General features: G+C 70.1%; 25 protein-coding genes. 10 read left to right on the top strand and 15 right to left on the bottom strand.

The annotated features are described in order from the left end of the window. Positions 1 to 35: 35 nt before the first annotated feature. Positions 36 to 1,079, bottom strand: a complete 1,044-nt coding sequence (rsgA, locus tag HKD39_RS13240) for a ribosome small subunit-dependent GTPase A (protein WP_343074708.1) — start codon at positions 1,077 to 1,079, stop codon at positions 36 to 38. Positions 1,080 to 1,117: 38 nt separating this feature from the next. After that, on the bottom strand, positions 1,118 to 2,422 hold the full coding sequence (gene aroA / locus HKD39_RS13235; RefSeq protein ID WP_171200343.1) for a 3-phosphoshikimate 1-carboxyvinyltransferase: 1,305 nt from the start codon (positions 2,420 to 2,422) through the stop codon (positions 1,118 to 1,120). Between the two features lie 100 nt (positions 2,423 to 2,522). On the opposite strand from aroA, the gene HKD39_RS13230 reads away from it, so the two are divergent. After that, a complete protein-coding gene (locus tag HKD39_RS13230; protein ID WP_171200342.1) occupies positions 2,523 to 3,311 on the top strand; it encodes an SOS response-associated peptidase in 789 nt (262 codons plus the stop codon). Between the two features lie 151 nt (positions 3,312 to 3,462). On the opposite strand, the gene HKD39_RS13225 is transcribed toward HKD39_RS13230, so the two are convergent. After that, positions 3,463 to 3,714: a hypothetical protein gene (locus HKD39_RS13225; protein WP_171200341.1), complete on the bottom strand. Its 252-nt coding sequence runs from the start codon at positions 3,712 to 3,714 to the stop codon at positions 3,463 to 3,465. A gap of 94 nt (positions 3,715 to 3,808) precedes the next feature. Between HKD39_RS13225 and HKD39_RS13220 the strand changes: the two genes are divergently transcribed. Both HKD39_RS13220 and ybaK read left to right on the top strand, forming a co-directional pair. Then, positions 3,809 to 4,777, top strand: coding sequence for a GlxA family transcriptional regulator (locus tag HKD39_RS13220; RefSeq protein ID WP_171200340.1), 969 nt, complete (start codon positions 3,809 to 3,811; stop codon positions 4,775 to 4,777). A gap of 89 nt (positions 4,778 to 4,866) precedes the next feature. Continuing rightward, positions 4,867 to 5,355: a Cys-tRNA(Pro) deacylase gene (gene ybaK / locus HKD39_RS13215; protein ID WP_171200339.1), complete on the top strand. Its 489-nt coding sequence runs from the start codon at positions 4,867 to 4,869 to the stop codon at positions 5,353 to 5,355. Between the two features lie 169 nt (positions 5,356 to 5,524). Here ybaK and HKD39_RS13210 read toward each other — a convergent pair whose 3' ends face one another. Genes HKD39_RS13210 through HKD39_RS13195 form a run of 4 tightly spaced genes read right to left on the bottom strand, consistent with a single transcriptional unit; the run spans position 5,525 to position 9,372 of the window. Continuing rightward, complete coding sequence (locus HKD39_RS13210; protein ID WP_171200338.1) at positions 5,525 to 6,670, bottom strand: ABC transporter substrate-binding protein; 1,146 nt, start codon at positions 6,668 to 6,670, stop codon at positions 5,525 to 5,527. Positions 6,671 to 6,677: 7 nt separating this feature from the next. Continuing rightward, positions 6,678 to 7,508, bottom strand: coding sequence for an ABC transporter permease (locus HKD39_RS13205; RefSeq protein ID WP_171200337.1), 831 nt, complete (start codon positions 7,506 to 7,508; stop codon positions 6,678 to 6,680). Beyond that, complete coding sequence (locus HKD39_RS13200; protein WP_171200336.1) at positions 7,505 to 8,161, bottom strand: ABC transporter permease subunit; 657 nt, start codon at positions 8,159 to 8,161, stop codon at positions 7,505 to 7,507. Before HKD39_RS13200 ends, HKD39_RS13205 begins: the two co-directional genes overlap by 4 nt. Next, a complete protein-coding gene (locus tag HKD39_RS13195) occupies positions 8,158 to 9,372 on the bottom strand; it encodes an ABC transporter ATP-binding protein (protein ID WP_171200335.1) in 1,215 nt (404 codons plus the stop codon). The genes HKD39_RS13200 and HKD39_RS13195 overlap by 4 nt, the downstream gene beginning before the upstream one ends. A gap of 697 nt (positions 9,373 to 10,069) precedes the next feature. Between HKD39_RS13195 and HKD39_RS20095 the strand changes: the two genes are divergently transcribed. Beyond that, the gene (locus HKD39_RS20095) at positions 10,070 to 10,603 is read left to right on the top strand and encodes a sigma-70 family RNA polymerase sigma factor (protein ID WP_212754540.1); all 534 of its coding nucleotides are present in this window, start codon (positions 10,070 to 10,072) and stop codon (positions 10,601 to 10,603) included. Next, positions 10,600 to 11,034, top strand: coding sequence for a mycothiol system anti-sigma-R factor (gene rsrA, locus HKD39_RS13185; RefSeq protein WP_171200334.1), 435 nt, complete (start codon positions 10,600 to 10,602; stop codon positions 11,032 to 11,034). Before HKD39_RS20095 ends, rsrA begins: the two co-directional genes overlap by 4 nt. Before the next feature lie 50 nt (positions 11,035 to 11,084). Here rsrA and HKD39_RS13180 read toward each other — a convergent pair whose 3' ends face one another. Further along, the gene (locus tag HKD39_RS13180; protein ID WP_171200333.1) at positions 11,085 to 11,912 is read right to left on the bottom strand and encodes a hypothetical protein; all 828 of its coding nucleotides are present in this window, start codon (positions 11,910 to 11,912) and stop codon (positions 11,085 to 11,087) included. Positions 11,913 to 12,018: 106 nt separating this feature from the next. Further along, entirely contained in the window at positions 12,019 to 12,093 is a 75-nt protein-coding gene (locus tag HKD39_RS20800; RefSeq protein WP_425488457.1) for a 50S ribosomal protein bL37, read from the bottom strand. 261 nt (positions 12,094 to 12,354) lie between these two features. Here HKD39_RS20800 and HKD39_RS20590 point away from each other — a divergent pair, with 261 nt between their 5' ends. Beyond that, on the top strand, positions 12,355 to 12,570 hold the full coding sequence (locus tag HKD39_RS20590; protein ID WP_171200411.1) for a biotin/lipoyl-binding carrier protein: 216 nt from the start codon (positions 12,355 to 12,357) through the stop codon (positions 12,568 to 12,570). A 48-nt stretch (positions 12,571 to 12,618) separates the two neighbouring features. After that, on the top strand, positions 12,619 to 14,193 hold the full coding sequence (locus tag HKD39_RS13170) for a histidine kinase N-terminal domain-containing protein (RefSeq protein ID WP_171200332.1): 1,575 nt from the start codon (positions 12,619 to 12,621) through the stop codon (positions 14,191 to 14,193). A gap of 175 nt (positions 14,194 to 14,368) precedes the next feature. On the opposite strand, the gene HKD39_RS13165 is transcribed toward HKD39_RS13170, so the two are convergent. Next, positions 14,369 to 14,620 (bottom strand): WhiB family transcriptional regulator, encoded by a 252-nt coding sequence (locus tag HKD39_RS13165; protein ID WP_171200331.1) that lies wholly within the window; start codon positions 14,618 to 14,620, stop codon positions 14,369 to 14,371. Positions 14,621 to 15,421: 801 nt separating this feature from the next. After that, positions 15,422 to 16,366, bottom strand: a complete 945-nt coding sequence (locus HKD39_RS13160) for a diacylglycerol/lipid kinase family protein (RefSeq protein WP_171200330.1) — start codon at positions 16,364 to 16,366, stop codon at positions 15,422 to 15,424. 60 nt (positions 16,367 to 16,426) lie between these two features. Here HKD39_RS13160 and HKD39_RS13155 point away from each other — a divergent pair, with 60 nt between their 5' ends. Then, positions 16,427 to 16,858, top strand: coding sequence for a hypothetical protein (locus tag HKD39_RS13155; protein ID WP_171200329.1), 432 nt, complete (start codon positions 16,427 to 16,429; stop codon positions 16,856 to 16,858). Between the two features lie 114 nt (positions 16,859 to 16,972). Here HKD39_RS13155 and HKD39_RS13150 read toward each other — a convergent pair whose 3' ends face one another. After that, a complete protein-coding gene (locus tag HKD39_RS13150; RefSeq protein ID WP_212754517.1) occupies positions 16,973 to 17,452 on the bottom strand; it encodes a DUF5360 family protein in 480 nt (159 codons plus the stop codon). Beyond that, positions 17,445 to 17,990, bottom strand: a complete 546-nt coding sequence (locus HKD39_RS13145; RefSeq protein ID WP_171200328.1) for a TetR/AcrR family transcriptional regulator — start codon at positions 17,988 to 17,990, stop codon at positions 17,445 to 17,447. Before HKD39_RS13145 ends, HKD39_RS13150 begins: the two co-directional genes overlap by 8 nt. A gap of 128 nt (positions 17,991 to 18,118) precedes the next feature. On the opposite strand from HKD39_RS13145, the gene HKD39_RS13140 reads away from it, so the two are divergent. After that, positions 18,119 to 18,439, top strand: coding sequence for an SMR family transporter (locus HKD39_RS13140; protein WP_171200327.1), 321 nt, complete (start codon positions 18,119 to 18,121; stop codon positions 18,437 to 18,439). Between the two features lie 56 nt (positions 18,440 to 18,495). On the opposite strand, the gene HKD39_RS13135 is transcribed toward HKD39_RS13140, so the two are convergent. After that, complete coding sequence (locus HKD39_RS13135) at positions 18,496 to 19,122, bottom strand: histidine phosphatase family protein (protein ID WP_171200326.1); 627 nt, start codon at positions 19,120 to 19,122, stop codon at positions 18,496 to 18,498. Positions 19,123 to 19,212: 90 nt separating this feature from the next. Between HKD39_RS13135 and HKD39_RS13130 the strand changes: the two genes are divergently transcribed. Further along, positions 19,213 to 20,262, top strand: a complete 1,050-nt coding sequence (locus HKD39_RS13130; protein ID WP_171200325.1) for a phosphotransferase — start codon at positions 19,213 to 19,215, stop codon at positions 20,260 to 20,262. A 107-nt stretch (positions 20,263 to 20,369) separates the two neighbouring features. On the opposite strand, the gene HKD39_RS13125 is transcribed toward HKD39_RS13130, so the two are convergent. Further along, positions 20,370 to 21,236 (bottom strand): IclR family transcriptional regulator, encoded by an 867-nt coding sequence (locus tag HKD39_RS13125; protein WP_171200324.1) that lies wholly within the window; start codon positions 21,234 to 21,236, stop codon positions 20,370 to 20,372. Positions 21,237 to 21,409: the final 173 nt, after the last annotated feature.

Here is a 21,409-nt window from a genome sequence, read left to right as displayed (position 1 = left end):
GCCGCGACAACGCTCGTCCCCGGCAACTCGTTCGATCAACCGGTACCGGTTCGACTGAGCAGCAGCCGGCGGAACGAGGCCAGCCGCTCGGGCGAGGAGTGCCCGGTTGCCACGTAACCGTCCAGTGCACAGGCCGGCCCGAGATGGTCGCAGCCTGGTGGGCACTGCGCGGCGCCCGGTGCGAGATCGTCGAAGGCGGAGAGCACATCGTCATTGGTGACATGTGCCAGCCCGAACGAGCGCACGCCGGGGGTGTCCACCACCCAACCGTCGCCGCGAGATCGCTTGCGGCGCGCGGGAAGTCGTAACGCGACCGCATTAGTGGAGGTGTGCCGCCCCTTGCCGACGCCGCTCACCGTCGCCGTGGCCCGGTCGGCGTCCGGCACCAGAGCGTTGACCAGTGTCGACTTGCCAACTCCGGAGTGGCCGACCAAGACGGAAACCTTGCCGCGCAACAGCTCTCGCAGCTCGGCGACCGCACCGTCGGCCAGCGCCTTGCCCGCGGAGCGCTCGCGACGGGAGACCACCACCGCAACGGTGAGATCCCGGTAGGCCGCGACCAGGTCCGACGGGTCGGCCAGATCGGCCTTGGTCACCACCAGCACCGCCTGCAGGCCGCCGGCGTACGCGGCGACCAGACAGCGGTCGATGAACCCGGTACGGGGCGGGGGGTCCGCCGCGGCGGTGACGATCACCAACAGATCCGCGTTGGCCACCAACACCTTTTCGGCGCCGGATGCGGCCGGGTCGGGACCGTCGCCGGTTCCTGAGACGGTATCGACGGCGTCGTCGGCACTGCGCCGGAGTTCGCTGCGGCGCTTGTTGATCCTTACCACCCTGGCGAGGGTGTCCTTGTCGCCTGAGGTGTCGCCGACCAGCTCGACCCGATCACCGACCGCGATGGCCCTGCGTCCCAGCTCGCGCGCCCGCATTGCGGTGACCATGCGTTCGTCCGGCCCGTCCTCGTCGACCAGGCACTGGTAGCGCCCCCGGTTCACCGCCACCACGAAGCCGGTGGCCGCCTCGCTGTGCCGCGGCCTGATCTTCGACCGCGGGCGCGACCGCTTCGACGGCCGCACCCGGACGTCGTCGTTGTCCCACTGATCGGCGAGCCGGCTCAGCTCCCGCTCCCGTCCCGATCACCGAGCAGGTCGGCCCACATCGCAGCGAAACCGGGGAGAGTCTTTGCGGTGCAGTCGATGTCGTCCACCACAACGCCGGCGACCCGCAACCCGATAATTGCTCCGGCGGTGGCCATCCGGTGGTCGGCGAACGCCCGCCACGTTCCGCCGTACAGCCGTGCCGGACGGATGTGCAGCGCGTCCGCGTCGGCGTCGGCATCGCCGCCGAGGCCGGTGATGTTGTCCACCAGCGCAGCCAACCGATCGGTCTCGTGCCCGCGGATGTGCCCGATGCCGCGCAGGTGGCTCGGCCCGTCCGCCAAGGCGGCGACGGCCGCCAGCGTCGGCGCCAGTTCGGAGAAGTCGTGGGCGTCGATGTCCATGCCGGGCAATCGGTCCGGCCCGGTGACGCTCAGCGTGCCGTTCCGCAGCGTGACGTCGGCGCCCAGGTCGGCGGCCAGGTCGGCGAAGGCCGCGCCCGGTTGGGTGGTGTGCTCGGGCCAGCGCGGGATCCGCACCGTGCCGCCGATCACCAGCGCCGCCGCCAGGAACGGGGTGGCGTTGGACAGGTCGGTCTCGATCGGCTGCGTCCACGGGTCAACGGGACCGGGCACCACCGTCCAGGTATTGGGGTCGGAATCGTCGACCTGCACCCCCACCGAACGCAGCGCCTGCACCGTCATCTCGATATGCGGTAGCGACGGCACCGGCGTGCCGTCGTGCTGCACGGTCAGCCCGCGCCGAAAGCTGGGTGCCGCCAGCAGCAGCCCCGACACGAACTGGGACGACGCCGATGCGTCGATGGTGACGCTGCCACCGGTGACGAATCCCTTGCCCTGCAAGGTGAACGGTAACCCGCTGCCGTCGATCTCGACTCCCAGCACGCGCAGGGCGCGCAGGATCTCGCCCATCGGCCGCTTGCGGGCTGCCGGGTCGCCGTCGACGGTGACGGCGCCGTCGGCGGTGGCCGCCAGCGGCGGCAGGAAGCGCATGACGGTGCCCGCCAGACCGGTGTCGATCTGGGCCGGCCCGCGCAAGGGTGCCGGGGTCACCGCCCAATCCGGACCGGAATCGTCCACCGGAACACCGAGCGCCCGCAGCCCGGCGGCCATCAGCGCCGAGTCACGGCTGCGCAGCACGCCTTCGAGCACCGACGGCGCTGTCGCCTGCGCCGCCAGGATCAGCGCGCGGTTGCTCAGCGACTTGGACCCCGGCACCGAGACCGTGCCGTTGACCGCCCCGGCAGCCACCGGCGCCGGCCAGTCCCGCAGGGCGGCCGCTGCGGTCAGCGAAGAGCTCATACGCTCCATAATCTCATTACGGATCGCCCGCCCGATGTGCCCGCCGGGTTGCCTGCCGGATTGCCTGCCGGCCGTCGGTGGCGGGGGTGATCATGGAGGCATGTGCGGACGCTATGCCACCACCGTTGACCCGGAGACGCTGTACGGCGTGTTCGAGGCCGAGCCGGATCCGGTGAGTCCGGCCGGCAGCGGGCTGTACGGCGGCGACGCGCCCCGGCCGCGGTACAACATTGCTCCCACCGATGCGGTTGCGATTGTCCGCAGCCGCCCGCACCGGCCGGCCACCGACGATCGCCCGGCGCAACCGGCGGGCAGGTTTGTCGCGCAGGCCAGGTGGGGGCTGGTGCCGTCCTGGGCCAAGGACGTCTCGGTGGGCAGTCGGATGTTCAACGCCAGGGCCGATTCTGTCCCGGCCAAGCCGGCGTTCAAGCGGGCGTTCGAGCGTCGCCGGTGTCTGGTACCGGCCAGCGGCTTCTACGAATGGCAGAAGCTGGATACGGCCCCGGCCACCGGCAAGAGTCGCGGCCGCGCCGGTAAGCAGCCGTTCTACATCACCCCGAAGGACGGCAGTGTGTTGGCGTTCGCCGGGCTGTGGGAGTTCTGGCGCTCGCCGGACGGTGCGGCGGTGGTGTCGAACACCATCATCACCACCGCTGCGGTGGGTGAGATGGCCGGCATTCACGACCGGATGCCGTTGGTACTACCGGCATCGGAATGGGCACTGTGGCTCGACCCTGCTGTCGGTGGCGAGCAGGTGCTGCCGTTGCTGGCGCCGCCGGACCCGGAATTGGTCGCGCAGCTCGAGTTCCGGCCGGTGGGCGCGGACGTCGGCAACGTTGCCAACGATTCCGCGCGGCTGATCGAGCGGGTCAGCGCTGAAACCGGTTGAGCCAGCGGCAATGTCGGTCGTGCCGGCGGGAATCTCGGGCGCCCGGACAGTCGTCCCTGGGATTGGCGGCGTCCTTACCGGCGAAGCCCGAGGTGGAGCAGACGGCCGACGCCGCTGCCCGCCGTACTCGCGGTGAGCGCACCGCGCTCGATCAGCGACCTTGGGCCAGAGTGCGGAAGGTGGCGCTGTCGCCGATCCTGGCGAAGGTGCGACGCAGCCGGGCGAGCCAGTGCCCAACCCGGCGCGGGACGCGGAGTCGCGGTGCGCTGCCATCAGGGTTGCCCGGGGGCCGGCGCGCCGCGACCGCGGCGAGATCGGCGTCCAGCCTGGCAAGGTCCCGGTCGACGGATCCGTCAGGGACGGGAAACAACAACGGGAGCCCGAAGCTCTGATGCCTGGTCATGGCAGTAACTGTGCTATCCACGAAAAGCTGCCACCAGTGGCATAGCTGACCTGGTTCGTCGATTTTCTGCCATTCGGCTGGCATGATGCGGATCATGGCACTTCGCACCGTCGCAGCTGTTGTCCCACAACGGTGCGCGCCGTTCGAGTTCGGGCTGATTCACGAGGTGTTCGGCATCGACCGGTCGGACGAGGGTGTGCCTGCTGTCGACTTCAGGGTGTGCTCGGCGGAGCCGGACCGGACCGTCGACTTCGGCACCGGTCTGCGGCTCCGGGCGCCCCACGGCCTTGACGGCCTGCTCGGCGTCGATCTGGTCGCGCTGCCGGCCTGCGACACCAGCCGGCCGCAACCGCCGGAGTTGCTTGATGCCATCAGGGCAGCGCACGCCGCCGGTGCGACCGTGCTGTCGGTGTGCAGCGGTGCCTTCCTGCTGGGCGAGGCCGGGTTGCTGGACGGACGTCCGTGCACCACCCACTGGATGCACACCGACGAACTGGCCAAGCGATTCCCGCTGGCCAAGGTGGACTCCGGTGTGCTCTACGTTGACGACGGTGACCTGATCACCAGTGCCGGTACCGCGGCCGGCATCGATGCCTGTCTGCATCTGGTGCGCCGCGAGCTCGGCTCTGCGGTGGCCACCAAGATCGCCAGACGGATGGTGGTGCCGCCGCAGCGCGACGGTGGGCAGCGGCAATACATCGAGCAGCCGGTGCCGCAGTGCACAGGCGATTCCCTCGCCGAACTGCTGGAGTACCTCATCGAGCACCTGGCCGATGAGCACTCGGTGCGCTCGCTGGCACGGCGCGCGGCCATGTCGGACCGCACCTTTGCCCGGCGGTTCGTCGCCGAGACGGGTATGTCGCCGGCGAAATGGATTGCCGCGCAGCGCATCTCGCGAGCCCGTACGTTGCTGGAGGACACCGCGCTGAGCATCGAGCAGGTGGCCGGCCACAGTGGATTCGGTACCGCTGCGGGGCTTCGGCACCACTTCACCAGGCAGGTCGGGGTGGCGCCGGCCGAGTACCGGCGCACCTTCTCCAGCGCCATGTCAACGGCCAGCTGACCGCAGCGGCCCCCTCACCCCACCCGCCCGCCGACGGCACCGGTCCGCCGACGGCCGGCGGCTGCGTCCGCCGTGAGAGGCTGACCGGCATGGCCAAAGCCAAATCCGCGGCTTCCACCCCGGCGGTGGCGGTGCTGCTGGCCGCGAAGGTCGCACACACGTTGTTGCTGTACCAGCACGACCCCGAGAACACCCACTTCGGTGACGAGGCGGTCGCGGCACTGGGTCGCGACCCCGAGCAGGTGTTCAAGACCTTGCTGGCCAGACTCGACGGTGAGCTTGTCGTCGGGGTGGTGCCGGTGGCGAGCACGCTCGACCTGAAGGCGCTCGCGGCCGCCTTCGGCGGCAAGAAGGCGGTGATGGCCGACATCGCCGATGCCGAACGTTCGTCCGGCTATGTGGCCGGCGGCATTTCCCCGCTGGGACAACGCAAACGGCTGCGCACCGTGATCGACGCATCGGCACAGCCCCAGCCGACGGTCTGTGTCAGCGCCGGCCGCCGCGGGCTGCAGATGGAGCTGGCGCCGGCCGACCTGGCCAGGCTGGCCGGCGCCGTCTTCGCGCCGATCGCAGGCTGAGCCACGGACTTTCACCCGTCATGGCCGGCGCGCCGCAGCGGGAACGGCCGCACCCGAACGGCCGGACAAGCGCCGATGGCGCCCGGCCAACAGCGGCCCGTGCGCAACGCAGAGGCGGCGCCGCGAAGAATCGCGGCGCCGCCGTGTGCGGTTCAGACCTGCTGGATACTCAGCCCAGATTCTTGGACTTCACCCAGTCACCGGCCACCTGGTCAACCGGCTTCTTGTCGACGCTCACCGCCGAGTTCAGCTGCACCAGATCGTCGGTGGTGAGCGCGTCGGACACCGCGTCCAGTGTGCTGCGCACCTGGTCGGTGGCGACCTTCTCGGAGATCAGCGGCACCACGTTCTGGGCCGCGAACATCTGCTTGTCGTCCTCCAGCGCCACAATCGGCGCCTGGTCGAAGGCCGGGTCGGTGGTGAACACGTTCGCGGCCTGGGCCACGTTGCTGGTGAGCAGCTTGACCGGCGACGCGTCCGCGGAGAACGGCTTGAACGTCTTGAAGGTGAGTCCGTAGACGCTCTTCAACCCTGGTACCCCGTCCGGGCGGGTCTGCCACTCCGGCGGCCCGGCCAGCACCATCTCGCCGGCGTGACCGGACAGGTCGCTGATGGTCTTCAGCTGCCACTTGTCGGCGGTCTCTTTGGTGACCGTCACCGAGTCCTTGTCCTCGGCCTTGCTCATTTTCAGCAGCGTGAAGCCGTTGGGCAGCGACGACTGCACACCCTGGTACACCTCTTCGGGGGCGGTGGCCTTGCTTTCTTTGTCGTACCAGTTCAGCAGGCCGCCGGTGTACTCGGGGATCATGTTGATGTCGCCCTTCTCGAGGGCGTTCAGGTAGATCTCGCGGCTGCCGATGTTGAGCTTGGTCGACACGTCGACGCCCTTGGCCTGCAACGCCTTCGAGTAGATGGTGGCCAGCAGCTGCGACTCGGGGAAGTTGGCGGAGCCGATCACCACCTGGCCGCCGGTGGCGGTGTTGGCGCCCGAGCCCGCGGCACCGGAACCCGCGGCACCGGAACCCGCGGCACCAGAACCGGCAGCACCGGAACCCGCTGCGCCCGAGCCCGCTGCGCCGGAGTCGGCGGCGCCGGCAGCTGAGCCCGCGGCGTCGCCACCGGCCGCGGCGCCGGCATCGGTGGTGCCGCCGTCGGCGGACGGGGAGCTGGTCTGGGTCGGATCACTGCCACCGCAAGCGGTCAGCGCGAGCGCCGCCGCCACGCCGACGGCGACCAGGCCGGCGGTGCGCCCCGTCATCTTCCGCCCGGGCATCTTCGGCCCGGTCATCTTCGTGAACAGTCGCTGGGTCTTCATGTTTCTCCTATCGCGCCGCCGCACGACGGTCGTCGCCGGCGGTGTCCGGATCGTTCGGCTCTGAGTCCAGGTCAGTCGATGCTGGTTCGACCGCCGCGGTGGTCGCGGCAGCAGGTGAAACATTCGGCCGCCGACGGTACCAAGCCCGCCGCCGGGGGATCTGCAGGCCGGGCGAGACGATCAGCCGGGCGATACCGGCGAGCAGCAGATCGCCGGCAATGGCCAGCAGCGCGATGAGCACCGCACCGGCCGTCATCTGCGGGTAATCCTGCTGGCTCAACCCGTAGTACACGTAGGTGCCGAGTCCGCCGAGGCTGATGTACGGGGCGATCACGGCGGTCGCGACCACCTGCAGGTAGGCCGACCGGATACCAGCCATGATCAGCGGCAGCGCATTGGGCAACTCCACCCGCAGCAGCTGCGTCATCGGGCTCATGCCCATGCCCCGCGCGGCGTCGCGCACCGCCGGATCCACCGCGCGTACCCCGGCATAGGTGTTGGTGAGAATCGGCGGAATCGCCAGAATCAGCAGTGTCACAACGGTGGCAGCCAGCAGACCGCCGGTACCCCACGCCCGGTCGAGCGCCCACACGGTGAGCAGGATCAGCACACCGAACGACGGCAGCGCCCGCAGCGAATTGGCGAGCATGCCGACGATTCCGGCGCCGCGCCCGATGTGCCCGATCCAGGCGCCGAGCGGCACCGCGATGATGATGGCCGCCAGCAGGGTGAGTGCGGTGTACTCCAGATGCTCGAGCACCCTGGTCGGGATGCCGGACTCGCCGGTCCAGTGAGCGCCGTCGGTGAGCCAGTCCCAGACTCCGGAGAAGACGTTCATCTGCTCACCCGCTGCCACGGGCTGGCCAGCCGGATACCCAGCAGGATCAGCAGGTCGAACGCCACCGCGATCACGATGCTCAGCACGATGCCGGCCCAGATCGGGGTGTAGAACGCCCCGTAGTTCGACAGCGCCAGCCCGCGGGTGAACAACTGCCCCAGCTGCTGGACGCCGATCAGGGTGCCGACGGCGACCAGGCTGACATTGGACACCGCGGCCACCCGAAGACCGGCCCCGATCACCGGGATGGCCATCGGCAGCTGCACCCGCAGCAACGACGCCAACGGCCGATATCCCATGGCCTGCGCGGAAAGCCGCACATCTTCCGGCACCGCGCGGAGCGCGTCGGCGACCACCCGCACCAGCAGCGCCAGCGTGTACAGCGTCAGCGCGATGATCACGTTGAGCGGCGAGAGGAAGCTGGTGCCGATCAGGCCGGGCAACAGCACGAACAGCGCGATGGACGGGATGGTGTAAAGGATCCCGGCCAGGTTGATCAGCGGGGGATAGGTCCAGCGGAACCGGTAGGCGATCATCCCGAGCGGCAACGACAGCACCAGCCCGAGCACGGTGGACACCCCGGCCAGGTACAGGTGAGCCAGGAACCAACTCCGGATGTCAGCGGAGTTGTCGGACAGCCACTGCCAGTTCACCGGCCGTCCTTGCTGAGCCGGTCGGCCCCCTGCTCCGCAGCTGTCAACTCGGCGTGCTCGGTGGCGGTGAGCTGCTTCTCGTCGTAATAGGCCTCGGTGCTGCCGGACGTGGCAGCGCGCTCCGCCGCGCCGAAAACGTCGCCGGGGCGCAGGGTTCCGCGCACCTTGCCCGCCGCGTCGACCGCAACACCCCGGCCGGACGGCGACGACAGCGCCGCGTCCAGGGCGGTGCGCACCGAACCACCAGGCGCCAGCAGCGTGCCGCCCAGCCGCAGATCCTGCTGCCTGACCGGCTGCCCGGCGGGATGCTCGTCGGCGTTGACCCAGCCACGCGGCGCGTCGGTGTCGTCAACCACCAGCAGCCAACCGTTGCCGCGCAACGGTTCTCCCAGTTTGACGGTCGGCTCCGGATGCACCGGCAGGGCATCGGCACTGGCGAACGACAACGCCCGGTAGCCACGATCTCTGCCGACGAACGCCGCGACGAAATCGTCCGCCGGCGCTTCCAGTACCTCGGCGGGCGTGCCGAACTGCGCCAGCCGGCCGCCGACAGCCATGATCGCCAGCCGGTCGCCCAGCTTGACCGCCTCGTCGATGTCGTGGGTGACGAACACCACCGTCTTGCCGAGCTCGTGCTGCAGCCGCAACAGCTCGTCCTGCAACTCGGTACGCACAACGGGGTCAACGGCCGAGAACGGTTCGTCCATCAGCAGAATCGGCGGGTCGGCGGCCAGTGCCCTTGCCACCCCGACCCGCTGCTGCTGGCCACCGGACAGCTGCGCGGGGTATCGCTTGCCCAGTTCGGGAGCCAGCCCGACCCGCTCCAGCAGCTCGCTCGCCCTCGCCCTGGCCGCCCGCTTGGACATCCCGACCAGCAGCGGGACGGTCGCGATGTTGCCGAGCACCGTCCGGTTCGGAAACAGGCCGGCATTCTGGATGACGTAGCCGATCCCGCGGCGCAGCAGCGGCGCCGGCTCGCTGGTGATGTCTTTTCCGTCGATCAGGATCCGGCCGTGGCTGGGATCGATCATCCGGTTGATCATCCGCAGTGAGGTGGTCTTGCCGCAGCCGGACGGACCGACCAGAACGGTGGTGGCACCGTCGGGAATCTCCAAACTCAGCCCATCCACGGCGAGAGTGCCGTCCGGATAGCGCTTGGACACCTGCTCGAAGGTGATCACCCCGGCGAGGTTACGTGGGCGCGCCGACATCTGCTGACATCTCAACGCCTGTGCCGCGGCCGAACGCAGTGACTGCTGCGGTATCCGGTGCGGTATGCGGAGTTCGCCCTGCGCTGACCAGTGCGCCGGGCGGCGTGGTGACAGCGGCGTGGTGACAACAGACCTGGGGACCCGCCGGTACGGAATAGCAAGCACAAATGTGGTGTTGGGCACGAACATGCAAGCAGTGATGGCACGCCAGGTTCCCGGCAGGACGCCGGCCAAGGCGCAATCGCGGAGCCGGACGCCGTCCGGCGCTCGGCGCGGCCGCGTACCCTCGGTACCCTCAAAAGACTGGGCAGACGGCGGCCGACTGCTGAACCGGCCGCGCTGGGACGAAAGTGGGCGTGTGGCGAAAACTTCTGAGGATCCCACCGGCCGGCCGGCGCAGCAGCCGGCCTCCGCGTCGACGGCTGCAGGCGAGGCGGTGACCGCTGCAGGTGCAGCCACCGACCCGATCGATCGCGATGCGGAGCACCTCGGCTCGCCGACGTCAGCGACCCGACCCGCACATCCCGACTCGGCGGATCTTGAGTCGGCGGGTCTTGAGTCGGCAGAGTCCGATGCCCCGACGACCGCTGCAGCCGAATCCGCGGAGCCGGAGAATCCGGACCCAGAGCCGGACACCGAGTCAGAGGCCGAGCCGGAGACCGAAGAGGAACGCGCCGAGCGGTTCACCCACGACGCCATGCCGCTGTTGGACCAGTTGTACGGCGCGGCGCTGCGGATGACGCGCAACCCCTCGGACGCCGAAGACCTGGTGCAGGAGACGATGCTCAAGGCCTACAGCGCCTTCGGCAGCTTCCGGCGCGGCACCAACCTGCGCGCCTGGCTGTACCGGATCCTCACCAACACCTACATCAACTCGTACCGCAAGCGGCAGCGGCAGCCCCAGGTGACCGCGACCGACGAGATCACCGACTGGCAGCTTGCCGACGCCGAGTCGCACACCTCGACCGGGCTGCGCTCGGCCGAGATGGATGCCCTCGACCGGCTGCCCGACTCCGACATCAAGGACGCGCTGGCCGAACTGCCTGAGGAGTTCCGGCTGGCGGTGTACCTGGCCGACGTCGAAGGCTTTGCCTACAAAGAGATTGCCGAGATCATGGGGACGCCGATCGGAACCGTGATGTCCCGGTTGCACCGGGGCCGCCGGCAGCTCAAAGACCAACTGTCCGAGTACGCGCGCGAACGCGGATTTCTGCGTGGAGTGACCGCATGACAACGCCGGTAGATCCAGAATCGAACGAAACGGCAGCACCGGGTTCGGCAGCACCGGATTCGGCAGCGCCCGCCGCGGCGGGACCGTGCTCGGCGGCGCCCGACAGCACCGGAAAACCCGAGTGCGACAAGGTGTTGCACGACGTCTGGCTGTTCTTGGACAACGAGCTCGACCCGAACGCCAGGGCAGCGGTGCAGCAGCACCTCGACGACTGCTCGCCGTGCCTCGACGAGGCCGGGCTGGACGAGAAGCTGAAGCGGCTCGTGCACCGCGGCTGCTCGGGTGAGCAGGCGCCCAGCCAACTGCGCACCAGGGTGCTCGCCGCGCTCCAGGAGCGGGTGCGGGTGACCCGGGTGGATCCGGCCACCGGAACCGTCAGCACGGTGGACGTGCAGACCACGCAGATCAGCGTGCGGCGCACCGGCCGCTGAACTCCCGGTTCCGGCGCCGCCGCGGCGAGCGCTGAGCCGGACAATCCGGCCTAGCGTCCGCCGGCGAAAGCCGGCTGGGCGCCGGGTGGCCGGTCGGCCTGCAGCCACCGGCGGGTGAGCCTGGCAGCTGCCAGCAGCACCAGCGCCAGCACCCCGAAGCCGGCCAGCAGCGCCACCACCCACACCCAGAAGTCGTCGGCGTCCGGGTCGAGGAAGCCGTACAGCGGGTGCCCGAAGGCTTCGCTGGTGGCCAGGTACGTCGGCAGGTATGCCAGCACAACAACCAAGTAGCCGGCCGGCCACCACCATTGCACTCTGGCCGCGTTGCGGCCCACCGCCAGCCAGTCGATCAGTGCAACGATCGGTGTCACCAGGTGCTCGAAAAGGCTTGCGGTGGAGGAGTAGTCGGCACCGAGCAGGGTGCCGAACACGATCGCGATCAGCGTCGTGCAGGTGACCGCAAGACCACGCAGCACGCCGCGGCGACCCTCGTAGGCACCGTGATTCCACAGCGGTGACAGCAGCCCGCCCAGGGCCACGACGCCGACCAGCAAGCTGCCCCACTGGCTGAAGTAGCCGAGGTTGCGCCAGTTGACCGCGCCGGTGTAATCGCCGGTCATGGCGGCGCCGAAACCGTAGAGCGCGCAGCCGGCGAGCGCCAGCCGCCACAGCGACACCGCGACCAGCAGTCCGGGACCGGATCGCGGCGCTGTGACCCGCGGGGCCACCGGTGCCGGTCCCGCCGCCGGCGCTGGTATGGCCGCCGGCGCTGGTACTGCCGCCGGCGCTGTGGTCGTCGGAGCAGCGGGCAGCTGCGCGCCGCCCGGACCGGACAACGGTGCGGCGCCGGGTTGCCCGGCAGCCGGCTCATCCGTCATCGGAGGCACCGGACAGTCCACCGGCCCCGACACGGACAGTCCGTGCGGGGCCGGTGGCGGAGCCGGGTCGGCCGGGCGCTGGCGCCGGGCCGATGCACCGGGAGAATCAGGCGTTGGGGCGCTTGCCATGGTTGGCTTTGTTGCCCTTGCGTGCCTTCTTCTTGCGTCCTCGCTTGCCCATTGCTACCTCCTACAACACTTATCGGCCGGACCGCAGCGGTCCGTACTGCCCGGCGACCCATTTTGCCACGTGCCGAGGGTCGGCCCGACCGCCCAGCGGCCACGCTGGGCGGCGGCGTTGCGCCGACGTGATTGGATGAATCGCAACCTGCCCCCGGCGCCCGCCGCCGGGCCGGGCGGCGTCCGGCCCTGGCAACCAGCGCCGGATGCCGGGCAGCGGATGCCAGGACAGCAAACCACGGCGCAGCAGAAGGAGCGGCAGATGGCCGAGCAGGTGAATGCGGAGATGGTGGCCAACGTCTGGAAGGTGCTCGTCTCGGAGGGCGACACCGTCAGCGACGGCGACACGCTGGTGATCCTCGAGTCGATGAAGATGGAGATCCCGGTGATCGCCGAGGTCGACGGAACGGTCTCGAAGGTGGCCGTCGCCGAGGGCCAGGTGGTCCAGGAAGGCGACCTGATCGCCGAGATCGACTGACCGCAGCACCGCAGAGAATTCATCGAAATCTGATCGGAGTCTGTCGGAGTGTCGACGCTCACCGAGTTGCTCGCCGAGCACACCGACGCCTCCGGGCAGGTCGTCGAGCATCTGCAACGGCTGGTGTCGGAATGGCAGTTGCTGTCGGACCTTTCCTTCTCCGATCTGACGCTGTGGGTCCCGATCACCCGCGGCGCCGCCGCCCGGGCCGACTCGGTGCCGGCGGCGCTCACCCCACCGGCAACGCCGGCCCTGATCTGCGTCAGCCAGGCCCGCCCGACCACCGGATCCAGCGCCTACCCCGACGATCTGGTCGGTCGCACGTTGGACGCCGCCGCTGCCGCACCGCTGCTGGCCGCCATGCGTGGCACCGATCAAGTTCTTGTCGGCCAGATCGATGACGCCGATCGCTGGCCGACCCGGCCGCTGGACGCCGGCGAGCGGCTGGTGCGCACCCTGATCCCGGTGCGGCTGCCTGATACCGGCGCCGAACCAGCCATCGCCGTGCTGGTGCAGGACACCGTCGACCGCGGCGCCACCGGTCCGAGCGCGCTGGAGGTGGCCTACCTCGATGCCGCGCAGTCGTTGCTGGACATGGTGGCGGTGGGCAGCTTCCCGCCACGAGAGCAGCCGGGCGAACTGCACACCGGGCCGCGCGCCGGTGACGGGCTGCTGCGACTGGACCCGGACGGCACCGTCGAATACGTCAGCCCGAACGCGCTGTCGGCCTACCACCGGCTCGGTTACGCCGGCGATCTGATCGGCATGCAGCTGGCCACGCTGACCCGCAGCCTGGTGGGCGACCCGTTCGACGCCGCCGAGCTCGCGGCCAGGATCACCGGTGCGGTGTCCGGCCGGCCGGGGCTGCGGATGGAGATCGAGGCTCGCGGTGCCGTTGTGCTGTTCCGCTCCCTGCCGCTGCTGATCGGCGGCGCGCCGGCTGGTGCGCTGGTGCTGGTGCGCGACGTCACCGAGGTGCGGCGCCGGGATCGGGCGCTGCTGTCCAAGGACGCGACCATTCGCGAGATCCACCACCGGGTGAAGAACAACCTGCAGACGGTGGCGGCGCTATTACGCCTGCAGGCCAGACGGTCAGGCGAAGAGTCCGTTCGATATGCATTGAATGAATCGGTGCGCAGGGTTTCGTCCATCGCGCTGGTGCACGAGACGCTCTCGACGGCCCCGGACGACAGGGTCGACCTCGACCACATCGTCGACCGGCTGGTGCCGATGCTCGGCGAGGTGGCGGCGGCGGAGCGGCCGGCCAGGGTGCAGCGCGAGGGCAGCTTCGGGGTGCTGTCGGCCGACGTGGCAACACCGTTGGTGATGGTGCTGGCCGAGGTGGTGCAGAACGCGCTGCAGCACGCCTATCCGGAAAGCGGTGAAGGCAAGCAGGTACAGGTCAGAATCGAACGCTCCGCCCGTGAGTTGGTGGTGCGCGTCCAGGACGACGGTTCCGGTCTGCCCCAAGGATTCTCGCTGGAACGCAGCACCGGCCTCGGGCTGCAGATCGTGCGCACCCTGGTGGATTCCGAACTCGGAGGGTCGATCAGCATGCGCTCGCGCGAGGACGGACCCGGCAGCGAGGCCGAGATCAGGATCCCGCTCACCCGCCGTTCCTAGTGCCGGCGGCGTGGGCGGCCCGGGAAGGCTGGCGTCGAAAGGCGGGCCGGAAGGCTGTCGGGCTGAGGCCGCGCGTGGAAAGGCTGTGGGGCTAAGGCTGGGTCGAAAGGCTGGCCGTCCAAAGGCTGGGTCGAAAGGCTGGCCGTCCAAAGGCTGCGCGTCGAAACGCCGGGTACTAAAGGCTGCGGGCGCGGGCGCGGGCCCTGCGGCGCTTGAGGGCGCGACGCTCGTCCTCGCTCATGCCGCCCCACACGCCGGCATCCTGGCCGGACTCCAGTGCCCACGCCAGGCATTCGCTGATCACCGGGCAGCGCTCACACACTGCCTTTGCTTCTGCGATCTGCAGCAGCGCAGGACCCGAGTTCCCGATGGGGAAGAACAACTCGGGGTCTTCGTCGCGGCAGATCGCGCGGTGACGCCAATCCATGGGTGGTGCTCTCCTTCAAGGCCCTGGTGGGACCATTCGTGGGCCGGAGCCCGGTTGTCGGCCGCGGTGGCGGCCCGGCTAAAGTCTGTGACCGGGAGGGACGCCGATCCCGCCCAGCGGCGTTTCGGCCGGTGGCCCGGCCGAGGCATTGGTATGCCCGTTGTGTCGGGCGCCGGGCGCATCGTTGCGCCGTTCTCCCGACCCCGCACTGCCGACCCGCTCGCGGGTTCGCCGTTGTGGGCGAACGCGTCCGGCTGGGCAGGACGTCCGTCTGGGACACCCGGCGTGCGCAGTGTTGCTCGCGCCTGTCGGCGCGCGACCGCGGATGAACGCGGCCGAAAGAATGCTTCCACGCGACGTCGTGATGTCAAGAGCTAGCGACAGCCGGGTTATCTAACTCACGCCGGCGTGTCGCGGCGCTCGAACGCCGACGGTGATGCTCGGCGCCGAGGAACGCCGGGCTGCGGGTGAGCTGCCGTCGGCATGGCCGGCGGGGTGGTCACCATCCGCACTCGACGTCTCGCTGCGATGTGCCGGCGCCCGCGACATCCCGGTCGACACGGCGCCATACCCTTGTCCATCTTGCCTGATGGGATCGATTCAGCAAAGGGTTGACCAGTGGTTTCTTGTTGTCCGGTCAATAAGTTCACCCGTTTGGGCGTAAGGGATCGTCCGGTACAGCCCGCTCCGGACCGGACGATCGCCAGGCGTCTCCCCGGACGAACCGGCGAATCTCCACTCGCCGTTGAGGCGCTCGGTGTGCTCGGTCGGTGTGCGGTGCGTGATCCGAAGACCGAACGGTCAGACCAGCACCTTGAGAGCGTTCGGTACCGAGACGAACTCCACCTCGGTGTACTCGCCCAGGTAGTCGCCGTCCGTTTGCACCCCGACGCCGGGACCGGACGGGTCGGCCACCTGCAGCCGTACCCAGCCGACGTCGTCGGCCCTGATCAGCGCCGAGCCGTGCGGCCCGTGCCCCGGCTTGGAGCGCAACAGCTGGGCGACGGTGCGCAGCACGGTGGGTGCGGACAGCGAGGTCGCCGCGAACACCCCGAGGCCGTGATCGGCGGAGGTGTCCGGGTTGGTGCGAATGGCGCGTCCGTGCAGGTAGGTCCATGGCGACACGTTGGACACGAAGGCCAGCCGGCAGCCGCTGATCGGTTCGGTGCCGGGCAGCGTCAGGGTCAGCGGCCCAGACCAGCCGCGATTGCGCTCCCGGTAGGCGGCGATGGCCTGCCGTACGTGCAGGCTGTTGGAGATCGGCTTGCCGAGCGCGCGATGCTGCTCCACCCGCCGCACCACGTCGGCGTCGATGCCCATGCCGGCGTTGAAGGTGAAGTAGCGCTGGCCGGCGCGGCCGAGCGACACCGACCGCGGCGGTCGCTGCGCCTCGAGGGAGGAGAGCAGATGTTCCACCGCGTCGGTGGGGTCGGCCGGTACTCCGACGGCTCTGGCGAACACATTGGTGGAGCCGCCCGGGATCACCGCGAGCATCGGGTTGTCTGCTCGCACCCCGGCGGCGAGCAGACCGTTCACGGTCTCGTTGACCGTCCCGTCGCCGCCGTGCACCAGCACCAGCGCGACCCCGTCGGCCGCCGCGGCGGCGGCGATGTCGGCGGCGTGCCCGCGACCGGCGGTGTGCACCACCTGCAGGTCGAGCTCGCCCGCGAACGCGTGGGTCAGCAGATCGCGCCGACGCTCGGTGGTCGAGGTGGCGTGCGGGTTGACGATCAGCACGGCGCGCATGACGGCCGTCAGGGTATCGGCAGTGCGGCGGTGACTCCGGCGGCGGATACCCTGACCGGCGTGAGCCCAGCAGATCCGCCGCCGATCTCCATCCCGCCGCCGGCACCGGTGAAGGCTGCTGGCGTGCTGGTGCTGGCAGAAGCGTTGGGGCTGTTGGTGTTCGTCGTCGCCACCGCGGTGTCCGGCATCAAGAATGATGCAAGGACGGGCGAGCTGATCGCCCAGCTCTGTTACTTCACGGCGATCATGCTGTTCATCGCCGCCGTCGGGAACGCTCTGCTGCGCGGACGCCGGTGGGGGCGCACCGCCGCCATCGTCGTGCAGATCATTGTCGGCGCGATCGGCATCTGGTTGATCACCGGCAGCGGCCAATGGCCGTGGGGGATCGGCCTGATCGCGGTGGCGCTGGCGACCGGCACCCTGTTGCTGACGCGTCCCGCCACCGAATGGATCGGCAAGTTTCCCGCGCTGTTCGGTCCGGACGAATCCTGACCGCTGCTGGTCAGCGGGCTTCGGCGATCTTCCGCACCGGCCTTGCGTCGGCAATTCCGCGGGTGATCTCCGATGTGGGCAGCCCGCGGAGCCGGTCGCGGGAGTCCGGGCGAACTAGTCGGCGGGTCCGGCGGCCGGACCGGCTGCCGAGCGTGGCACCAGGTTCAGGTGACCGCCGCGGATCAGCAGCGTCAGCGCCACCAGTGGGAACAGCAGCAGCCAGGCGTTCGGCAACCACCAGGCGAGCTGGAAATCGCCGCGGAGCGCCAAGAAATTCAGCGCCATCAGGCCGGCGGCAGCGGTCAGCGCCAGTGACACCGTCATCAGCGCCCAGGACGCCGGGTGTCGCCGCCGCGCCAGGGCCAGCCCGGTCAAACCGGTGGCGATGGCCACCAGATCGAGGCCGAAGAACGACCAGTTCCAGTCGTCCATCAGCTCCCCGCCGGTCACCGCGAGCAAGCCGAAGGCGGTGGCCAGCCAGTAGCCCAAGAAGCCTAGATCGGTCCAGAGCATGGTGGTCTTGATCCGCCGCACCACCCGCTGATCGCCGCGCCGGCCAGGCTCGCCGGGTCCGTGGCTTACCCGGTCAGACACCTTTGACCCCTTGCGCCACAAGGTGTTCCAGTTGTGTTCGGATCTCGGCGGTGCGGCGCCGGCCGGGCGGGGCCAGCTTCAGGAACGCGGCGAGCCACCAACCGTCCATGGTCAGTCGGACCAGGGTGGCGATCGCCGGATCCACCCCGTCGTCGTCAAGGGCGGTCTGCCAACGCCGGAAGTGTTGCCGCAGCACGTCGAGCAGGCTGGAGTCGACGGCGGCGGCCGCGACCAATGCCGCCGCCGGTTCGCAGTCCCCGGAATCGGTGAGGGTGGCGGCGATGTAGGCCATGGTGCGGTCGCCGGGCGCGGTGCCGGCGGCGGCGATGGCCTGGTCGAAACCGTCGACGGTGTGCGCCACCAGGCCGACCAGCAGTTCCCGCTTCGACGGGAAGTGATAGCGCAACCCTCCGACGCTCAGACAGGCTTCTTTCGCCGCGCTGTTGACGGTGAGCTTCTCGGCGCCGTCACGCGCCACCACCCGCGCGGTGGCGCGCAGGATGTCCGATCGCACTTCTGCACTGCGACGATGTTCCATGGGTTTACTGTACCGCACGTGCGGTATACAAAAATGATGCGATCGGAGACGGCAAGCCCGGACGGGACCGGTATGGACAGCGGGCGGACCGTGGTCAGACGGTCGGCAGATAACGGAAAGGATTGTCGGTGAATGGTGTGTTGCTGGCAGGGGCGATCGCGCTGGAAGTCACCGCGACGCTGGCGTTGAAGGCGCTGAACGCAGATGGGGTGACGCGTTGGGGATGGCTGGTGCCGGTGATCGTCGGCTACCTCGGGGCATTCTTGTTGCTGGCGCAGGTTTTACGCCGCGGCATGGGGGTCGGCACGGCCTACGCGATCTGGGCGGCCACCGGGGTGGTACTCACCGCGGTGCTCGGTGCGCTGTTCTTCGGCGAGGCGCTCGGCTGGCGCGGGGCGACCGGCATCGCGCTGATCGCCGTCGGTGTCGCGCTGCTGGAACTGCGCTGACCCCGGCGGACGGCGGCATGGTCGCCTGGTCGAATGTCGCTGCGTGCCACGGTGAATCAGGGGGTGACCGGTCCGGTCTGCTCCGACCTGGCCAGTTCGGCGGGAACGTTGAGCCGCTCGATCGCACGGTCGTCGTGGTAGAAGCCGAGCAGGGTGACCGCAGCGGCGTCCATGGTCAACGCGGCCCCGGCCGCCACGGGGAAACCGCACCAGCGCGCGGCCAGCACCCGCGACATGTGCCCGTGGCCCACCAGGATCACGTCGCCGTCTGTCAGCAGTGCGGCGGCCCGGTCGAGCACCCGGTCGGCGCGCGCACCGACCTCGGCGGGAGACTCGCCGCCGGGAGCGCCGTCGGTGAAGATCGACCAACCCGGCCGGGTCTGGTGGATCTGCTTCGAGGTGATGCCCTCGTACTCGCCGTAGCTCCACTCGGCGAGATCGTCGTCGATGTCGGTGGTGCTGAGCCCGGCAAGACTGGCGGTGCGCTGGGCACGCAACCGTGGACTCACCAGTACCGCAACGGGTTTGACGTCCAGCGCGGTCAGCAGCGCCGGGATGCTCTGCGCCTGCCGTACGCCGCGGTCGGTCAGGTCGAGGTCGGTCACCGAAGTGTGCTGGCCGCTGCGGCTCCACTCGGTCTCGCCGTGCCGTAACAAGGCGATTCTGCCCTTGGGTGCGGCCATCGGTGCTCCTGTTCTCGATGTTGCCGATCCGGTGATCGCGGGCCGCAGCGGCTGCTGCCTACCGGCCCGTGGCCAGCCTAAGCTGAGCCGGTGAGTTCCGCGGCGCCGACCACGGCTGTGCCACCGGACCGATTGGCGACGGTGCTCGGCAGGCGATACCGGGTTGCCGGGACGCCGGTGGAGCTCGGCCGCGGAGCCTGGTCGGTGGCCTATGCGTTCGACGCGGCGCCATCCGATGGCGCGACCTCGGGCTCGGCCCTGGCTGAGCCCGGAGCCGGCGAGCCGGTGCGGCCGCTGGTGGCCAGGATCGGCCGGCACCTCGACGACTTCGCCAAAGACGCCATGGCCGGCGGCTTCTGGGACCAGACGCTGCCGGTCCCCGCGGTGCTGTCGGTGGACGAGTGGGCGCCGGGGGAGTACCTGGCGGTGTCGCAGCGCCGGTCCGGGGTGTTCCTCGAGGAACTGGGCGGTGCCGGTTGGAACCAGGTGCTGGATCAGGTGTTGACAGCGCTCGACACCCTGCAGCGGCGCGACCCCGCGACCGATCTGCGGCGCACGCCCGCCACCGCGGCCGGGCCCGGGGTGGCACTGGACGTCGACGCTGCGGCCGTCGGGCTCGGCCGCAGCTACCCCGAGTACCTGCTCTCGGTCGGGGACGACCCGCCGGCGGGCAGGCTGGCCGGCTGGCGGGATCGCCTGCGGCACAGTCCGATCGGGGAGCACAGCCTGCGCACGGGCATCGACCGGTTGCGCCGCGGAGTTGCCGCGGTCGGCGGCGACATCGAGGTTGGCTGGGTGCATTCGGACCTGATCAATCGCAATGTGCTGGTGGACCCCGGCGGGGGTGCACCGCGGCTACGGGCGGTGTTCGACTGGGGCTGCATGTTTGTCGGCGACCGGCTGTACGACCTGGCCTGGCTGGAGTTCTGGACACCGTGGACGCCTGGCCTCGCCAGCATCGACTTGCGCGCCCGAGCCCGAGAACACTTCGCGCGCAACGGAATCCAGGTCTCCGCTTTCGACGAGCGGTTGCGATTGTGCTGTTTGCACATCGGGTTGGCGCACCTGGCCTACAACGCCTTCACCGGCAACGTCGTCAACCTGAGGGGATCGCAGGACCGGCTCGCCACGTACCTGTGAACCGAGCCTGCGCTGTGAGCTGAGCCGGCCCCGTGAGCTGAGCAGGCCCTGCGAGCTGAGCCGGCCCGGTGAGCTGAGCCGGCCGCCGGGCGGACGGTGCCGCCCGGTCAGTGGCCGGGTGGCCGGCCGCCGACAGCGGCGGTCAGTTCGGCCGCGGCCGCCCTGACGTGGGTCGCGAGCTCGGGAAACGTTACCCCGCAGGGGGAATCGCCACAGTGGTGGCGCAGCGTCAACCCGATGGCGGCCAACGGCCGGCCGTGGTGATCGTGAGCGGCGGCCGCTACCGATGCTGTGTCCGGCGTCACCCTGCCGTGTTCGGTGGCCCAACCGCGCGCCCCGACCGCGGCCAGATCGGCGCGCAGCTCGGGCAGGTTGGTGGGTCCGGTGCCGGTCCGCCGCAGAAAGCTGCTCCGGTCGGCGAACACTGCTCGAATCTGCGCAGCAGGCAGCGCTGCCAACAGCGACAACCCGGTCGCGGTCAGCGCGGCCGGCAGCCGTACCCCGACGTCGGTCACCAGCGTCGGGCCGCCAGTGCCGGACACCTCCTTGACCAGGTAGAGCGTCTGCGCACCGTGCAGCACCCCGAGGTGCGCGGTCACGGCGCCGGCGGCGCTCGGTGCGGCCGCGGCGGCCAACCGCCGCAGAATCGGCCGGCCCAGCCGCTCCAGCGGTTCCCCGCGCAGGTACGCCGACCCGACCTCGAAGGCGGCAACCCCCAGTCCCCAGCGCCGCTGCTCCGGCAGGTGTACCGCGTAGCCGGCGGCGGCCAGCTCCCCGAGCAGCTCGTACACGGTGGATCTGGCCAGGCCGAGCTGCCGGGCGACCGCGGTCGCCGAGACCGGGCCAGGCCGGGCCGCCAGCACCCCGAGCACCGCCAGCCCGCGCCGCAGTGCAGGCACCGCCGGCCGGCGGGTCCCGCCTTCGGCGCGGGCGGGACCCGCCGGCGCGCGGTCAGGGTCGTTCGGCAGGGCCATGTGTCCGGTATACCGGACAGAAGTCGCCGGGGCGGCATGGTCCACCGACCGCCGGCGCGGTGCAATGAACGGGTGATCGACGACGGCACCACCCCAGCAGCGCCTACCAGCACCGACCAGCAACCGGATCAGCAGGCGGATCCCGCTGGCACCGGTCGCGAGCCGACGGTCGA

The sequence above is a fragment of the Nakamurella aerolata genome, from assembly GCF_013002705.1.
In the GTDB taxonomy this organism is placed as follows: domain Bacteria; phylum Actinomycetota; class Actinomycetes; order Mycobacteriales; family Nakamurellaceae; genus Nakamurella; species Nakamurella aerolata.
This window is presented reverse-complemented; position numbering and strand designations above follow the sequence as displayed.